The sequence below is a fragment of the Aeromonas sp. ASNIH4 genome (assembly GCF_002934425.1).
Classification (GTDB): Bacteria; Pseudomonadota; Gammaproteobacteria; order Enterobacterales; family Aeromonadaceae; genus Aeromonas; species Aeromonas hydrophila.
Genome location: NZ_CP026217.1, coordinates 4,586,361 through 4,602,559, shown reverse-complemented (window position 1 = coordinate 4,602,559; position 16,199 = coordinate 4,586,361). Strand labels below are relative to the sequence as shown.

Annotated in this window: 12 protein-coding genes and 1 pseudogene; 1 reads left to right on the top strand and 12 read right to left on the bottom strand. The window is 65.9% G+C overall.

The window, feature by feature from the left end; translation table 11 throughout:
• Window positions 1-38: 38 nt before the first annotated feature.
• The 10 genes and pseudogenes from cysG to C2U40_RS26925 form a co-directional block, all read right to left on the bottom strand.
• Window positions 39-1,445, bottom strand: a complete 1,407-nt coding sequence (cysG, locus tag C2U40_RS21625; protein WP_103827610.1) for a siroheme synthase CysG — start codon at window positions 1,443-1,445, stop codon at window positions 39-41.
• Between the two features lie 12 nt (window positions 1,446-1,457).
• The gene (nirC, locus tag C2U40_RS21620; protein WP_103827609.1) at window positions 1,458-2,270 is read right to left on the bottom strand and encodes a nitrite transporter NirC; all 813 of its coding nucleotides are present in this window, start codon (window positions 2,268-2,270) and stop codon (window positions 1,458-1,460) included.
• A gap of 136 nt (window positions 2,271-2,406) precedes the next feature.
• Window positions 2,407-2,724: a nitrite reductase small subunit NirD gene (gene nirD, locus C2U40_RS21615; protein ID WP_103829265.1), complete on the bottom strand. Its 318-nt coding sequence runs from the start codon at window positions 2,722-2,724 to the stop codon at window positions 2,407-2,409.
• Window positions 2,724-5,270, bottom strand: a complete 2,547-nt coding sequence (nirB, locus tag C2U40_RS21610; RefSeq protein ID WP_181014973.1) for a nitrite reductase large subunit NirB — start codon at window positions 5,268-5,270, stop codon at window positions 2,724-2,726. The genes nirD and nirB overlap by 1 nt, the downstream gene beginning before the upstream one ends.
• Before the next feature lie 296 nt (window positions 5,271-5,566).
• Window positions 5,567-6,667 carry an ABC transporter permease gene (locus C2U40_RS21605; protein WP_041211958.1) on the bottom strand — a complete coding sequence of 367 codons (1,101 nt, stop codon included), beginning with the start codon at window positions 6,665-6,667 and terminating at the stop codon, window positions 5,567-5,569.
• A 3-nt stretch (window positions 6,668-6,670) separates the two neighbouring features.
• Window positions 6,671-7,780 (bottom strand): ABC transporter permease, encoded by a 1,110-nt coding sequence (locus tag C2U40_RS21600; protein ID WP_042864763.1) that lies wholly within the window; start codon window positions 7,778-7,780, stop codon window positions 6,671-6,673.
• Window positions 7,777-9,546 (bottom strand): ATP-binding cassette domain-containing protein, encoded by a 1,770-nt coding sequence (locus C2U40_RS21595; protein ID WP_103829267.1) that lies wholly within the window; start codon window positions 9,544-9,546, stop codon window positions 7,777-7,779. The genes C2U40_RS21600 and C2U40_RS21595 overlap by 4 nt, the downstream gene beginning before the upstream one ends.
• A complete protein-coding gene (gene hlyD / locus C2U40_RS21590) occupies window positions 9,543-10,511 on the bottom strand; it encodes a secretion protein HlyD (protein ID WP_103829268.1) in 969 nt (322 codons plus the stop codon). The genes C2U40_RS21595 and hlyD overlap by 4 nt, the downstream gene beginning before the upstream one ends.
• 85 nt (window positions 10,512-10,596) lie before the next feature.
• Complete coding sequence (locus tag C2U40_RS21585) at window positions 10,597-11,238, bottom strand: TetR/AcrR family transcriptional regulator (RefSeq protein WP_103829269.1); 642 nt, start codon at window positions 11,236-11,238, stop codon at window positions 10,597-10,599.
• 272 nt (window positions 11,239-11,510) lie between these two features.
• Window positions 11,511-12,433 (bottom strand): annotated as a pseudogene (locus tag C2U40_RS26925) (LysR family transcriptional regulator).
• 165 nt (window positions 12,434-12,598) lie between these two features.
• Between C2U40_RS26925 and C2U40_RS21575 the strand changes: the two are divergent.
• Entirely contained in the window at window positions 12,599-14,023 is a 1,425-nt protein-coding gene (locus tag C2U40_RS21575; RefSeq protein WP_103850991.1) for an MFS transporter, read from the top strand.
• A gap of 88 nt (window positions 14,024-14,111) precedes the next feature.
• On the opposite strand, the gene hslU is transcribed toward C2U40_RS21575, so the two are convergent.
• Both hslU and hslV read right to left on the bottom strand, forming a co-directional pair.
• Window positions 14,112-15,440 carry an HslU--HslV peptidase ATPase subunit gene (hslU, locus tag C2U40_RS21570; protein ID WP_010676031.1) on the bottom strand — a complete coding sequence of 443 codons (1,329 nt, stop codon included), beginning with the start codon at window positions 15,438-15,440 and terminating at the stop codon, window positions 14,112-14,114.
• A gap of 69 nt (window positions 15,441-15,509) precedes the next feature.
• Window positions 15,510-16,043 (bottom strand): ATP-dependent protease subunit HslV, encoded by a 534-nt coding sequence (gene hslV, locus C2U40_RS21565; RefSeq protein ID WP_005342555.1) that lies wholly within the window; start codon window positions 16,041-16,043, stop codon window positions 15,510-15,512.
• Window positions 16,044-16,199: the final 156 nt, after the last annotated feature.

The following is a 16,199-nucleotide window of genomic DNA, read 5'->3' as shown; positions in this document are numbered from 1 at the left end:
AACGCCACCCGAGGGTGGCGTTGGAATGGATGCAGCGATCAGGCCGAAGCCAGGGCCGCGTCTGTGGCGCCTCCTTGCCCGAACCAGGCGAGCTGGTCCGCTAGGGTCACCACCGAACCCACCATGATGAGGGCCGGGCTCTCGACCCCCACAGCCAGCGCGGGCAACTGATCCAGGGTACCGCGAATGACCCGCTGGCTTGGCTGGGTGCCGCGCTCGATCAGCGCCACCGGGGTGTGGCCCGCCTTGCCGTGGGCCAGCAGTTGCTCGCGGATGGTGGCGCAGGATGAGAGCCCCATGTAGAACACCAGCGTCTGTTTGTCCTTGGCCAGCAGCGGCCAGTCGAGATCCCGGGCGCCGCCCTTGCCGTGGGCGGTGACGAAGCGCACGCTCTGGGCGTGGTCGCGGTGAGTCAGCGGAATGCCGGCGTAGGCGGCGCAGCCGCTGGCCGCCGTGATCCCCGGCACCACCTGAAAGCCGATGCCGCTGCCCACCAGCGTCTCCAGCTCCTCGCCGCCACGGCCGAAGATGAAGGGGTCGCCCCCCTTCAGCCGCACCACCCGCTGTCCCTTCTTCGCCTCCTCCAGCAACAGCTGGTTGATCTCCTCCTGCGGCACGCAGTGGTTGCCCGCCTGCTTGCCGACGAAGATGCGCTTGGCGTCGCGGCGCACCAGCGCCATCACCTCGTCGGAGACCAGCCGGTCATAGACCACCACGTCCGCCTGCTGCATCTGGCGCAGGGCGTGCAGGGTGAGCAGGCCCGGATCGCCGGGGCCTGCCCCCACCAGTACCACCTCGCCACCGGTCTGGCTTTCGTCGGCAAACAGGCTGTCGGCCAGCTGATTGGCAGAGGCGCTATCGCCCCGTGCCAGTGCCTGCCCGAGCCGGTCCGCCCCGAGCAGCCGTTCCCAGAAGCGGCGCCGCTCGCCCATGCTGGCGAAGCGGCCCTTGACCCGCTCCCGCAGGCTGCCGGCGAAGGTCGCGACGGCGCCCAGATGTTGCGGCAGCAGGGCTTCGAGTTTTTCCCACAGCAAGCGGGCCAGCACCGGGGCCTTGCCGCCGGATGAGATGGCCACCATCAGCGGCGAGCGATCGATGATCGACGGCATGATGAAGCTGGAGCGTTTCGGGTCATCCACCACGTTGGCAAAGATCCGCGCCTGATTGGCGCTCTGGTAGACCAGCGCATTCACCTCGCGCCGATCGGTGGCGGCCACCACCAGCCACTTGCCCGCCAGTTGTTCCGATGCAAATTCACCGGCGAGCCACTCGATGCTGCCGTTGGCAGCCAGCTCCGTCAGCTCGGGGTCGAGCTCGGGCGCTACCACGGTGAGCTGGGCACCGGCATCCAGCAGCAGGCGCGCCTTGCGCTCTGCCACCTCGCCGCCGCCGACCAGCAGCACGGGTTTGTTGTCGAGTCGGCAAAAGATGGGCAAGTAGTCCATGGGGCCTCCGGATCAGGCGGTTTGGGTCTGGCTGGCGGTGCTGGTGGTCTCGTTCACCGCGACCGGGCGCTCAGCCTTGGGGGTGGCATACCAGTAGCCGAGGCCCATGAAGAGGGCGCCGGAGACGGTGTTGCCCAGGGTCACCCACAGCAGGTTGTGGCCGATGCCGCCCAGGGTGTAGGCCTCGGAGTGGGCACCGAACCAGGAGAGGGCGAACAGGGTCATGTTGGCGATGGAGTGCTCGTAGCCGGAAGCGATAAAGGCCAGCAGGCACCACCAGATGGCGATGAAGCGGGCGGCCCCTTCGGTGCGCAGCGCCATCCAGATGGCGAGGCAGACCAGCCAGTTGCAGAGGATCCCCTTCATAAACAGGGTCAGCGCCGGGGCCTGGGTCTTGGCCAGCGCCACCTTGTGGGCCAGACTGCCCGTGTCCGGCAGCAGGCTGCCGCCGTAGGAGTAGATGAGCGCCACCAGGATGGAGCCAATCAGATTGCCCGCCCAGGTCTGCGGCAGGATGCGCAGCAGGTCGGCCATGGTGATCTTGCCCGTTTTCACCCCGAAGGTGAGGAACATGGTGTGGCCGGTAAACAGCTCGGAACCGGCGATGATGACGAGGGTCAGGGCGATGCCAAAGGTGGCCCCCATCACCAGCGGACGGATGGCGGGATCCACCAGATTGCCGAGGGTGAAGATAAGGATGATGCCGAGGCCCACATAGGCCCCCGCCATGGCGGAGCTGAGCCAGAAGCCGAGCTTGTCGCTGCGCTCGAAGCGGTTGATGCGGGCCGCGTTGGCTGCGCACTTGTTGATGGTTTCCGTGTACATCTTGTGAGTCCTTAAAAGGGCTGCCTGCAGGCAGCCCTGACTGTTTTTTAACCCCCTCCCTGCCTCCCCCTTGTCAAGGGGGAGGGGCTTTTTGCTCCCTCACCTGTGAAGGGGAGGGCCGGGGTGGGGTCTGGTGTTAGACGGCGATCCAGACCTGCTGATCACGCACTTCAACTGGATAGCTCTGCACCGACATCGCAGGGTTGTCGAAACAGTGGCCATCGCTCAGGCGAAAACGCTGCTTCTTGAGCGGGCTGGCCACCCAGAGATCGCCGTCGTGTTCGCAGATCAGGCCCCGCGACAGCACGTTGGCGGCGAAGAAGGGATCCCGGTTGTCGATGGCGAACACCTCGGCGGCCGCGCTCGGGCGGAACAGGGCGATCTGACGACCCTCGATCAGAGCGCAGACACCGGTTCCCGGCAGGATGTCGTTGAGTTGGCAGGCTAATTTCATCATTTGGTCTCCACCTCGATCTGGTAGACGGGGATGCGCTCGGCCGGAGTGGCGGGTCTGTGCTGGTCGCGTTCGCTGACGAACTGCACGTCCGGGTCGCGCTTGTCGCTGTTGATGAAGTGGCTGAAACGCTTGAGCGCTTCCTCTTCATTGAGGGTGCGCGACCATTCGCACTCGTAGCTGTCGATGAGGGTCTGGATATCGCGCTCCAGTGTCTCGGCCAGCCCCAGCTTGTCGTCGACGATCACTTCGCGCAGGTAGTCGACACCCCCTTCCAGGTTGCCGAGCCAGACCGAGGTGCGCTGCAGTTTGTCGGCGCTGGTGATGTAGAACATCATGAAACGGTCGATCAGCTTGATGAGGGTCTCGCGGTCGAGGTCAGACACCAGCAGATCGGCGTGGCGCGGCTTCATGCCACCGTTGCCGCCCACATAGAGGTTCCAGCCCGCATCGGTGGCGATGATGCCAACGTCCTTGCCCTGCGCTTCCGCACATTCGCGGGTGCAGCCGGAGACGCCGAACTTCATCTTGTGCGGGGTGCGAATCCCCTTGTAGCGGTTCTCGAGGAAGACCCCGAGGCCGACGCTGTCCTGCACACCGAAGCGGCACCAGGTGCTGCCGACGCAGGTCTTGGCCATGCGCAGCGCCTTGGCGTAGGCCTGACCGGTCTCGAATCCGGCTGCCAGCAGTTTGCGCCAGATGGCGGGCAGATCATCCTTCTGGGCCCCGAACAGACCGATACGCTGGGCACCGGTGATCTTGGTGTAGAGCTTGTAGTCGCGGGCCACTTCGGCCACCGCCAGCAGCCCTTCCGGGGTTACCTCGCCACCGGCCATGCGCGGGATGACGGAGTAGCTGCCGTCCTTTTGCATGTTGCCGAGGAAGATATCGTTGGTGTCCTGCAGCGGGATGTTGCGCGGGCTCAGCACATGCTCGTTCCAGCAGGAGGCGAGGATGGAGCCGACGGTCGGTTTGCACACCTCGCAGCCATAGCCTTGACCGTGCTTGGCCAGCAGTTCGTCGAAGCTCTTGATCCCCTCCACCTTGACCAGATGGAACAGCTCCTGACGGGAGTGGGGGAAGTGGGCGCAGAGGTGGTTGTTGACCTCGATGCCCTGCTTCACCAGTTCGGCGTTGAGCACCTGACTGATGAGCGGCACGCAGCCGCCGCAGCCGGTACCGGCCTTGGTGTGCTGCTTGATGGCGGCAAGGGTGGTGTGACCCTCGGCCACCGCCTTGGCGATGTCGCCCTTGGAGACGTCGAAGCAGGAGCAGATCTGGGCGCTTTCCGGCAGGGCATCCACCCCCAGCGTCGGCTTGGCACCGGCGTAGGCGGGCAGGATCAGGGTGTCCGGGTGGCTCGGCAGCGGCAGGGCGTTGAGCATCATCTGCAGCAGGTTGCCGTAATCTTCCACGTCACCCACCAGCACGGCGCCGAGCAATCGGCTGTTGTCTTCGCTCACCACGATCTTCTTGTAGACACCGGCCTGGTCGTCCTGGAACACATAGCTGTGGCTGCCCGGGGTGCGGCCGTGGGCATCACCGATGGAGCCGACGGAGACGCCGAGCAGCTTGAGCTTGGCGCTCATGTCCGCCCCTTCGAAACGGCTGTCGCCGCCGAGCAGATGGTCGACGGTGATCTGGGCCATCTTGTAGCCCGGTGCCACCAGCCCGAAGAAGCGGCCCTGCCAGGCGGCGCACTCGCCGATGGCATAGATGTCGGGGTCTGAGGTGAGGCAGTGATCATCGATGACGATGCCGCCGCGCTCGGCGATGGCGAGATCACCGTAACGGCCGAGGGTATCTTGCGGGCGAATGCCGGTGGAGAAGACCACCACGTCCACTTCCAGCTGGCTGCCGTCAGCGAAGGCGAGGCGGTGTTTCGCCTGCTCGCCGCCATGCATCAGGATCTCGCTGGTGCTCTTGCTGGTGTGTACCTGCACCCCCATGGATTCAATCTTGCGGCGCAGCAGCTGGCCGCCCTGACCGTCGAGCTGCTCGGCCATCAGCACAGGGGCAAATTCCACCACGTGGGTCTCGAGACCCAGCGCCTTGAGGGCGCCGGCGGCTTCGAGGCCAAGCAGACCGCCCCCGATCACCACCCCGCTCTTGCCGCTCTTGGCGGCGCTGCGGATGGCTTTCAGATCCTCGATGGTGCGATAGACGAAGCACTCATGGTGCTGGCTGCCCTGGATGGGCGGCACCCAGGGGTAGGAACCGGTGGCCAGCACCAGCTTGTCGTACTCGACCACAGTGCCCTTGTTGGAGTGCACTTCGCGGTTGGCCCTGTCGATTTTTTTCACCGCTTCGCCGAGCAGCAGGCGGATGCCGTGCTTGTCGTAGAAGCCGGGTTTGACGAGGGAGAGATCTTCGCTGGTGTGATGGGAGAAGTAGGAGGAGAGATGGACGCGATCGTAGGCGGGACGGGGTTCTGCACCGAAGACGGTGATCTCGTAGCGGCCCGGGTCGGCCCGCTCGATCAGCTCTTCGATGAAGCGGTGCCCCACCATGCCGTTGCCCACAACGACCAGTCTGACTTTGCTCATAGTTGCCTCAAGTTTGGAGTAATAAAACATCATTCTGAGGCTAGGCTACCCAGTCGGCAGGGGTGGGCGATTGATGCAAATCAAGTGTCTATTTATATATCTCCTCAGGGGTAATTCGAGAAAATTCAACACTATACAAAAATAGGTATACCAGTTAATGATTTCTGGGCTGGCTCGGGGTGAGGAATGGTGGAGGGAAAGCCTGGTTTACCCACTGCCGGGGAGTGAAAACTTATGTCGGAAAAAGGCCGGTCTCGCACTGGGCGAGACCGGCATCAGCTGATCAAGGCGGCACGTCAGGCGATATGGCGGCGGAACATGGCGAGCGCCAGCGACAGGGTGACGCCGGCGATGGCGAGCAGCGGCCAGAGCAGGGGCCAGGCCGCCGACCAGTCGAACCCCTTCAAAAAGACCCCCTTGAGCAGCACGATGAAGTGGGTGAGAGGGTCGATGGCAGCCAGCCACTGGAACACCTGCGGCATGTTCTCCACCGGCGAGATATAGCCCGAGAGGATCACCGCCGGCACGGTGAAGGAGAAGACCCCGAGAAAGGCCTGTTGCTGGGTCGAGCAGAACGACGAGATGAAGAGCCCGATCCCGGCCAGTGCCAGGCCGTAGCAGACCATGCCCGCCATCAGCAGGCTGAGGCTGCCGGCAAAGGGGAGGTGAAAGACAAAACGGGCGGCCAGCGCGACGATGATCCCTTGTCCCACCGCCACCAGGATGCCGGGCACCGCCTTGCCCGCCATGATCCAGCCTGCGGTGAGGGGGGAAACCAGCAGCTGATCGAAGGTGCCCTCCTCCCGCTCCCGCGCGACCGAGAGGGCGGTGACAATCAGACAGCCGGTGGTGGTGATGATGGCCACCAGGGCCGGCAGGATATGCCAGTGGAACTCGACGTTGGGGTTGTAGAGGTTGCGCACCGCGAGGGTCGGCGGCGCCTTGCCTGCGTTCCCTTCTTCATTCTGCCAGCGGGCGATCACCTGACTGATGTAGCCAGCCGCCACCTGACCGCCGTTGGAGCGACGGCCATCGATAATCAGCTGCACCTTGGCCGGTTCGCCCCGAGCCAGCCGGCGCGAGAAATCCCCCGGAATAATCAGCCCGAGCAGTGCCTGCTGCCCGGTGATGGCCTCGGTCATGCCCGCCTCGCCTTGCACCGGGATGATGGTGGTGAAGGCGGGCATATGGGTGAGGCGCTCCAGCAGCTCGCGGCTCTGGGCACCGCCATCCTGGTTGTAGATGGCCAGCGTGTTGCCGGTCACCTCCAGAGTGGCGGCGAACGGGAAGAGGGCGGTTTGCAGCAGCACCGGCATGATGAGCAGAAAGCGCCCCTGAGTATTGCCCATCAGGGCCTGCAGCTCTTTTCGGATCAGCCACCAGAGTCGGATCAGCATGGGTTACTCCAGAGTGCGCCGCGTCTTGCGGGCGGTCAGGGCCAGCCAGAAACCGGCCAGCAGCAGCAGACAGAAACCGTTGACCAGCAGGATCGAGAAGACGCTGCCCGCCTGATAGAGGGTCTGCAAGGAGCTCGCGAAGTAGCGGGCCGGAATGAGGTGGGTGATGGCCCGAAGCAGCGGTGGCATGCTGGCGATCTCGAACACGAAGCCCGACAGCATCACCGCGGGCAGAAACGCAGCGATCAGCGCAGCCTGTGCGGCATTGAACTGGCTGCGCATCACGGTGGAGAGGAACAGCCCGAGCCCGAGGGCGCTGCCGAGAAAGACGCTGGTGACCAGAAAGAGCAGCAGCAGGGAGCCGCGCCACGGCACCGCCATCACCGCCACCGAGAAGAGCAGGCAGAGCAGCATGGCAATGATGCCAAGGCCATAGTAGGGCAGCAGCTTGGAGAGCAGCAGCTCCCCCTTGGTGACCGGGGTGGCGAGCAGCGCCTCCATGGTGCCGCGCTCCCACTCCCGCGCCACCACCAGCGAGGTGAGCAGGGCCCCTATGATGGTCATCACCACCGCAATGGAGCCCGGCACCAGAAAGTTGCGGCTCACCAGCGCCGGGTTGAACCAGGCGCGGCTCTCTATCGACACCGGCATGGCGACCCCCTCGCCAGCGAGCCATCCCTGCCAGATCCCCTGCACATAGTTGGTGACGAAGTTGGCGGTGTTGGGCTCGGAGCCGTCGGTCAGCAGCAGCGCCTGCGGCGTGCCATTACCCTGACCGGCCAGCGCGCGGGAGAAGCCGTCATCGATCATCAGCAGGCCGCGGATCTCGCCACGGGCCAGACTGGCGAGCAGGGACTCCTTGCTCGGGCCGCTGTGGATCTCCAGCGCGGTAGAGCCGCGCAGGGCCTGCTCCAGCCGCACCGCCGGGGCGCCGCTGTCGGTGCGCCAGATGCCGAGGCGCAGATGGTCCACATCCAGATTGATGGCGTAGCCCATCACCACCAGCAGCACCACCGGCATGATGAAGGCGATGAGGATGCTGCTCGGGTCACGGACGATTTGCAGCGACTCCTTGCGGCAGAGGGCCAGCAGTCGTCGACGGTTGATGCTCATGCGTCCTCCTCGCTGGCCCGCTCGACCAGGGTGATAAAGGCCTCTTCCATTGTTGGCAAAGAACAGGTCGGCAAGGAGCCGGTTTGCAAAGGGGTCGCCGCCTCTTTGGCAGCCAGCCCCTTGAGATCGTCCGGGGTGCCGAGCGCCAGCAGCTTGCCGCGATAGATGAGGGCGATGCGGTCGCAATACTCCGCCTCGTCCATAAAGTGGGTGGTGACCAGCACGGTGACGCCGTGGTCGGCCAGCGCGTTGATGTGCGACCAGAACTCGCGCCGGGTCACCGGATCGACCCCGGAGGTGGGCTCGTCGAGAAACAGCAGCGGTGGCTCGTGCAGCAGGGCGCAGGCGAGCGATAAGCGCTGGCGCAGGCCGAGCGGCAGGGATTCCGCCTTCTGATCGAGCCAGGGGGCGAGGGCAAAGGCAGCCACCATGGCATCGATCCGCGTCTGCTGGTGGCGGCCGAACAGGCCGTAGATACCGGCGAAGAAGGAGAGGTTCTGGGCCACGGTGAGCTGCTTGTAGAGGGAGAACTTCTGCGCCATGTAGCCGAGGCGCTGGCGCGCTGCCGAGGGGCTGTGGGCCAGATCGATGCCGGTTACCAGCGCCTGTCCCTCGCTCGGGCGCAGCAGGCCGCACTCCATCTTGAAGGTGGTGGACTTGCCCGCCCCGTTGGGGCCGAGCAGGCCGAAGATCTCGCCGCGGCGCACCGCAAAGCTGACATCATCGGTGGCGGCGAAATCGCCGAACCGCTTGGTGAGGTGGCGCGCCTCGATCACCGCCTCGGGGGAGACCCCCTGCGGCAGTTCGGCTTCCCGCATCCCGGCTGCCAGACTCGACTCCCCGCCGGGGCCGCCGCCGAGCAGGTCGATAAAGGCATCCTCCAGCCGGGGCTGGGCCGGTTGAAAGGCGCCGTTGGCGAGATGCAGCTCCGGGAGCGGCGGGGGCGTCATGCCCGGGTGCAGCAGCAGGCGAACCCGCTCCCCCGCCACCGCGCCATCCATCACCGACGGGTGAGCCAGTGCCCGGCGCAGCAGGGCGCGTCGCTCGCGGCCATCCAGCTGCCCCGCCTCCAGCAGCCAGCAGCGGCTGGCCATGGCCCCCATCAGATCGGCCGGGGTGCCGCTGGTGCGCACCTCGCCATCTGCCATCAGCAGCACGTGGTCGCACAGCTCCGCCTCATCGAGATAGGCGGTACTCCAGAGCACCGTCATCCCCCCTTTTGCCAGCTCCCGCACCATCTGCCAGAGGGCGCGGCGGGAGATGGGATCGACCCCGACCCCGGGTTCGTCGAGCAGCAGCACATCCGGGGTGCCGAGCAGGGCGCAGGCCAGCCCGAGTTTCTGCTTCATCCCGCCAGAGAGCTTGCCGGCTGGCCGCGCGGTGAAGCGGGCAAGATCGGTGAAGGCGAGCAGCCGCGCGAAGGTGGGCGTGCGTTCGGGCTCCAGTACACCGCGTAGGTCGGCATAGAGGGTGAGGTTCTCCAGCACGCTGAGATCTTCGTAGAGGCCGAACTGCTGGGGCATGTAGCCGAGGCGCTGACGCAGCAGATCCCCCTCGCTCACCGGATCCAGCCCCAGCACCCGGATGGTGCCCGCTTCCGGGATCAGCAGACCGGCCAGCAGGCGTAGCAAAGTGCTCTTGCCGGCGCCGTCGGGGCCGACCAGCCCGGTGATGCCGCCAGCCGGAATGGTGGCCGAGATGGCGTTGAGGGCGACCCGCTCGCCAAAGCGTTTGGTGAGCCCCTCGAGGGAGATGGCGCAGCTCATGGCGCCAGCCTGACGGTGACCGGCATCCCTTGGCGCAGGGCCGGGTCGGGATCCTGTACCACGATGCGCAGCCGGTAGACGAGGTGGGTGCGAAGATCCGGCGTTTCCACCGATTTCGGAGTGAACTCGGCGGTGGGCGAGACAAATCCCACTACTCCGTGATAGGGCTGATCCGGCCGCGAGTCGGTGGTGAGGGTCACCCTGGCGCCGCTCGGGAAGTGGCCGAGCCAGGGCTCCTCCACATAGGCGCGCACCCAGACCGGCGCGGTCAGGGAGAGGTTGAAGGCGGTCGCTCCGCTCTGCACCATGCTGCCGTTCTCGATGGCGCGGCTGATGATGATGCCGTCGCTGGGGGTGGTCAGGCTGGCATCCGCCAGCGCCAGCTCGGCACTGGCGAGCGCCGCTTTGGCCCCTTCCAGCTGGGCATCGGACTGGGCGATTTCCTCCGGGCGGTAGCCGGTTTCGAGCTGGGCGAGCTGTTCGCGGGCCGAGCGCACCTGCGCCTGGGTCTGATCCCGCTGGGAGCGGGCAGTATCGAGCTGACCGCGGGAGATGGCGCCGGTGGCGGCCAATGCGCTCTGGCGGCGCCACTGCTGGTTGGCCTCCAGTGCAGCGGCTTCGGCGGCGGCAAGTGCGGCCCGGGCGCGGTCGGTCTCTTCGCTGCGATAGCCTTTGTGGATCAAGGCGTTGGCGGCAGTGAGCGCAGCCAGATTGGCGCGGGCGCTGTCGCGGCTGTGGGTGAGGGGAACCGGATCGAGGCGGGCCAGCAGTTGACCCGCTTTCACGCTATCCCCCTCATCGACCAGCACCTGATCGACGCGGCCGCCGACCCGAAAGGCCAGATTGACGTCGCGAATATCGACGTTGCCGTAGAGGATGGATCCGTCGGCCGGGCGCCCCTGCCACCAGAGGTAGCCACCGATAACAGTTAGCAGCAGGGCTACGATTGCAATGCGTTGTTTCATGCTGCTTCTCCTTGAGGATGGCTCTGCAGCCAGAGGTCACCACCGAGAACGGCCAGCAGCAGAGCTAGCATCGCGATGCGTTGTTTCATGCCGTTTCTCCTTCTTTCATGTCGGTGGGGCGCAGGCCGCGCAGGGCCCATACCAGCCGCTGTCTGGCGGCCTCGGGGCTGTCTATCTGGCTGAGAAAGGGGGCAGCCTGTTCGGGCAGCCAGCCGAGCTGACGACCGCTGCCGGCGATCACCAGCGGCAGGCCGACCGACCCCATGATGAAGATCATCAGCTGGAGCGGGTGACCCGCGACCAGCGACCCTTCCGCCTGTGCCATCCGTACCTGCTCGATCAGCAGCAGGGGATGACGGCGCGGCAGACTGAGCAGAAAGCGCTGGGCCGCCCCTTCACCCGCCAGGGCATCGCCAAACAGGTGGTTGATGAAGCCGCGCTGGCGCGCCACCAGCCCGATCAGCGCCTCCATGGTCGCCTCGAACATGGCGATGGCAGAGGAGTAGGAGCCTTTGGCTGCCACCGCCTTGAGCTCGTCATAGAGGGGGGCGTACCAGAGCTCGACCAACTCGTCGATAAAGGCGTCGCGGTTGCCGAAGTGGTAGACGAAGGAGCCGAGGTTCACCTCGGCCGCTGCCGCCAGCTCGCGCACCGTCAGGCCGCGCAGCCCCTTCTCGGTGGCGATGGCGAGGCCGGTATCGAGCAGTTTCTGACGGGGGGGGTGCATCTGGCTGGCGCTCCTGGTGTATGCATTTTGTACGCAATTATACGTCCGTATAAAAAATGCGGAAGCGGGTGGCAGGATCTTTTTGCCCGCAATGTGATCCGCCCCGCTCTGAGGGGCCGTGATCCCCGTCCGGCAGGGGGAAGGATCCATCGCTTGTGCCCAAGCCACGGGCATGTCGGTGTGACGGGGTGGTGAAAGGCGCTTCTGGTCCCGGGTGCGGGTGCCCGGGCCACAAGAGGCTGGTGATGAAGCCGGGAGCTGCCTGACCCGGATCAGGGGGTGTCGGTGGCCTCGGTGTGATAGGGGGGCCGGGCACAGGTGTCCCGTATCAGGGCGCGCAGCCAGCGGTGGCCCGGATCGGCATCCTGACTGGGGTGCCAGAGCAGGGCGACCCGGATCCCTGGCAGAGCGAAGGGCAGGGGCAGGGTGACCAGATCGCCGAGCAGGCTGGCGCAGTGCAGGTGCGGCACCGTCGCCACCAGATTGCTCTCCCTGACCAGGGCCAGCGCCGTCGCAAACCCGGGGACCAGGGTAGTGATGGTGCGCGCCTCCCCTGGCCTGCGAGGATCTCGTCGATGGGGCTGTGAGGCTGGCCCCGGCGGGAGACCAGCACGTGGCGTGCGGCGGCATAGCGCGCCACGGTCAGGGTGCCGTCGCAGAGGGGGTGGTCCGGGTGCACCACGGCGACGAAGTGGTCCTGGAACAGGGCCTGGGTGCGCAGCTCGGGGGCCGTGGTGGCGCCGATGACTCCGGTCTCGAAGTCCAGCTCGCCACGGCGCAGGGGGCCGCTCTCCTTGTCGGGTTTGGCCAGAAAGTGGAGCCGCACCCCTGGGGCCTCGACGGCAAGGCGCGCCAGCAGGGCGGGGCCTACCGCCTCCACGAAGCCGTCACTGGATCGCAGGCGGAAGGTGCGCTCCAGGCTCGCCGGGTCTACTTCCTGCTGGGGGCGCAGCACGGCCCGGGTCTCTTGAACCAGGCGGGCAACCTCATCCCGCAGGATCTGCGCCCGGGGGGTGGGGATCAGGCCGCGTCCCGCCCGCACGAGCAGCGGATCCCCCGTGGTCTCCCGCAGCCTTGCCAGGGCCCGGCTCATGGCGGAAGCACTCAGGCCTAGCCGTCTGGCGGCGCCCGCCACACTGCCCTCTTCCAGCAGGGCATCCAGGGTGATCAGCAGGTTGAAATCCGGGGTCATGATCGTCTCCTCGCAGGCGGCGCCTGACGGGCCGACCCCTTCATGATACCCGAGTTGCCGTCTCTTCATATGGCGCCTGATGCAACTATAAGCTGCAATACGTGCGTCTTCCGCCTTGTCATCCCCCCCGCTAGCCTGAGTGCATCATCACTTGCCGGAGAGACTGCCATGTCCACACCACTTCTTGTTTCCCCTCCTGTGACGCGCCGTCTTGGCCTCGCGGGGCTCGGGCTCGCCACCCTGCTGCCCATGCTGGCGGGCAGCATGGCCAACCTGGTGCTGCCTGCCCTGGGGCAGGACTTCGGCGTGCCCTTCGCCAGCCTGCAATGGGTGCTGGTTGCCTACCTGCTTGGGATCACCAGTCTGACGGTGGTGGCGGGCCGGCTCGGGGATCGTCTGGGGCGGCGTCGCTTGCTGCTCTGGGGGACCGGGGTCTTTGCGCTGGCTTCCCTGCTGTGCGCCCTGGCCCCTTCCATTGGCTGGCTCATTGCCGCTCGCACCCTGCAAGGGGCGGGTGCGGCCTGCATGCTGGTGCTCTCGCTGGCCATGGCAGGAGAGCTGGTGCCGCCAGCCCGACGGGGCTGGAGCATGGGATTGCTCGGCACCCTGTCGGCCTGCGGCACGGCGCTCGGCCCCTCCTTTGGCGGCCTGTTGATCGGCGGATTTGGCTGGCAGGCTCCCTTCCTGCTGCTGCTCCCCCTGACGTTGCTTGCGCTGGGGTGTGCCTGGCGGGATCTGCCCCGGGATGAGGCGGGCTCTGCCGAGGGAGGCCTCCCGCTCACCAGTCTGTTGCTGCTGGTGACGGCGCTGCTCTGCTACGGGCTGGCACTGACCCGGGGCAGCCCACTCGGGGTCTGGCCGGGGATAGGGGCGCTCGTCGCCATGGTGCTCTTCGTGCGTGCCGACTCGGGCGCCCGTCGCCCCCTGCTGCCCCTGGCGCTGTTGGGGGCGTCCAGGCGCAGAGGCGGGATCATCGCCAGTGCGCTGGTGGCCAGCGTCATGGTGGCGACGCTGCTGATCGGTCCTTTCTACCTTCACGGCGCCTTTGCCCTCGACATGGGGACGGTGGGGCTGATGATCTCCATGGGCCCCCTGCTGGCGGCGCTGTCCGGCATGCCCGCCGGCTGGCTGGTGGACAGGGTGGGGGCGAACCCTGTGGTGCGCCTCGGCCTGGGACTCATGGTGGTGGCCGCCGTCTTGCTGGCCCTCCTGGACAGGGCGCTCGGGCCCCTCGGCTACCTGCTGCCCATCCTGCTGCTCACCGCCGGTTATGCCCTGTTCCAGACCGCCAACAACAGCGCCGTGGTGGGGGAGGCGGAGGGGGCGAGCCGTGGCGCCGTGGCCGGGCTGCTGACCCTGTCGCGCAACCTGGGCCAGCTGACGGGGGCGGCGGGGCTGGGGGGCCTGTTCGCCGCCCTGGCGGGGTGGCCCGATCTCGCCCTCGCGACGGCGGACGAGCTGGCGTTTGCCACCCGGGTCACCTTTGCCCTGACGGCCTTGCTGCTGATGAGTGCGCTCTGGTTGGCGGGAAGGGAGGAGCGTGCCGTGCAGGGTGATGTGGCCCGGGACGGCTGCGAGTCGGGAGAACGCTGAAAACGAAGACGCCTCCACAGGGGAGGCGTCTTGCTATGGGATTGAGCAGGATAGTAAACCGCTCAGCTCCTCGTTATCGATCAACCTGTTACAGAATGAAGCGGCTCAGATCCTCGTCTTCAATCAGCTTGCCGAGGTGGGCGTTGACGTAGTCGGTGTTGATGACGAAGGTCTCGCCTGACTTCTCGGAGGCGTCGTAGGAGATGTCTTCCATCAGCCGCTCCATCACGGTGTGCAGACGACGGGCGCCGATATTCTCGGTGCGCTCGTTGACCTGCCAGGCCGCTTCGGCCAGACGGCGGATGCCATCCTGGGTGAACTCGATGTTGACCCCTTCGGTGGCCATCAGCGCCTTGTACTGATCGGTCAGGGAGGCGTTCGGCTCGGTCAAGATGCGCTCGAAGTCTTCGGTGGTCAGGGCGGTCAGCTCGACCCGGATCGGCAGACGGCCTTGCAGCTCGGGGATGAGGTCGGATGGCTTGGCGATCTGGAAGGCACCGGAGGCGACAAACAGGATGTGATCGGTCTTGACCATGCCGTGCTTGGTGTTGACGGTGCAGCCCTCGACCAGCGGCAGCAGGTCGCGCTGAACCCCTTCACGGGAAACGTCCGGGCCCGAGCTCTCGCCGCGCTTGCAGATCTTGTCGATCTCGTCGAGGAAGACGATGCCATTGTTCTCGACGGAGGCGATGGCCTTCTGCTTCAGCTCTTCCGGGTTGACCAGGCGGGCCGCTTCCTCTTCGATCAGCGCCTTCATGGCCTCCTTGACCTTGATCTTGCGCTTCTTCTTCTGGTTCTGGCCCAGGTTCTGGAACAGCCCCTGCAGCTGGTTGGCCATCTCTTCCATGCCCGGCGGGGTCATGATTTCGACACCCATGGGGGAGGCGGCCAGATCCAGCTCGATCTCCTTGTCATCCAGCTGACCTTCCCGCAGTTTCTTGCGGAAGATCTGGCGGGTGTTGGAGTTGTCGGCTTTCTCTTCCTCACCCCAGCTGTTGCGCGGGTTGGGCAGCAGGGCGTCGAGGATGCGCTCTTCGGCGGCTTCCTCGGCGCGGTATTTCATCTTCTCCATCTCGGTCTCGCGCACCAGCTTGATGGCGACATCGGTCAGATCGCGGATGATGCTGTCCACTTCCTTGCCCACATAGCCCACTTCGGTGAACTTGGTCGCTTCCACCTTGATGAAGGGGGCGTTGGCCAGCTTGGCCAGGCGACGGGCGATCTCGGTCTTGCCGACGCCGGTCGGGCCGATCATCAGGATGTTCTTCGGGGTCACCTCGTGGCGCATCTCCTCGGAGAGCTGCATCCGGCGCCAGCGGTTGCGCAGGGCTACGGCGACCGCGCGCTTGGCGTCGGCCTGACCAATGATGTGTCTGTCCAGCTCGTGGACGATTTCTCTCGGGGTCATCTCGGACATGGTGGCGTTCCTGTATCCGGGGCGGGCAGGGCCCACCCCTTGGAAAATGGGGTGTCTGGCAAGGCGGCCTTATTTGGCTGCGTAGTCCAGTACTTCGATGGTGTGGTTGCCGTTGGTGAAGACGCAGATGTCGCCCGCAATCTTGAGGGACTTCTCGACGATGGTCCTGGCATCCAGCTCGGTGTTCTCCAGCAGGGCGATGGCGGCGGACTGGGCAAAGTTGCCGCCGCTGCCGATGGCGATGAGATCGTGCTCCGGCTGCACCACGTCACCGTTGCCGGTGATGATGAAGGATTTGTGCTCGTCGGCGACGGCCAGCAGGGCTTCGAGGCGGCGCAGGGCGCGATCGGTGCGCCAGTCCTTGGCCAGCGCCACAGCGGCGCGCTCCAGGTTGCCCTGATGGGCCTGCAGTTTGGCTTCGAAGCGCTCGAGCAGGGTGAAGGCGTCGGCGGTGCCGCCGGCGAAACCAGCCAGTACCTTGCCGTTGTAGAGGCGATGAACCTTGCGGGCGTTGCCCTTCATGACGGTGTTGCCAAGAGAAACCTGGCCATCGCCACCGATGACGACCTGACCGTTGCGGCGAACTGAAACTATGGTAGTCACTTCATTTACCTCGCTTGAGCCGAATGACGGCCTGACTGTGCATGGAGGAAAAGATGGGGATGGCAAAACGGCTTTTCAAGCCTGTGCCGAGCACGGATCGCGGAGGAGGGATCGGGTGGGCGCGGGATGGCGCCAAAAGAAACAGGGCCGGGTGTT

Bases quoted from the DNA above. Each gene is read 5' to 3' on its own strand.
- C2U40_RS21600 (WP_042864763.1), bottom strand. From the start codon at position 7,780: ATGAGCATCAACCGTCGACGACTGCTGGCCCTCTGCCGCAAGGAGTCG.
- nirD (WP_103829265.1), bottom strand. From the start codon at position 2,724: ATGAAATTAGCCTGCCAACTCAACGACATCCTGCCGGGAACCGGTGTC.
- C2U40_RS21605 (WP_041211958.1), bottom strand. From the start codon at position 6,667: ATGCTGATCCGACTCTGGTGGCTGATCCGAAAAGAGCTGCAGGCCCTG.
- nirB (WP_181014973.1), bottom strand. From the start codon at position 5,270: ATGAGCAAAGTCAGACTGGTCGTTGTGGGCAACGGCATGGTGGGGCAC.
- C2U40_RS21585 (WP_103829269.1), bottom strand. From the start codon at position 11,238: ATGCACCCCCCCCGTCAGAAACTGCTCGATACCGGCCTCGCCATCGCC.
- C2U40_RS21575 (WP_103850991.1), top strand. From the start codon at position 12,599: ATGTCCACACCACTTCTTGTTTCCCCTCCTGTGACGCGCCGTCTTGGC.
- hslU (WP_010676031.1), bottom strand. From the start codon at position 15,440: ATGTCCGAGATGACCCCGAGAGAAATCGTCCACGAGCTGGACAGACAC.
- hlyD (WP_103829268.1), bottom strand. From the start codon at position 10,511: ATGAAACAACGCATTGCAATCGTAGCCCTGCTGCTAACTGTTATCGGT.
- nirC (WP_103827609.1), bottom strand. From the start codon at position 2,270: ATGTACACGGAAACCATCAACAAGTGCGCAGCCAACGCGGCCCGCATC.
- cysG (WP_103827610.1), bottom strand. From the start codon at position 1,445: ATGGACTACTTGCCCATCTTTTGCCGACTCGACAACAAACCCGTGCTG.
- C2U40_RS21595 (WP_103829267.1), bottom strand. From the start codon at position 9,546: ATGAGCTGCGCCATCTCCCTCGAGGGGCTCACCAAACGCTTTGGCGAG.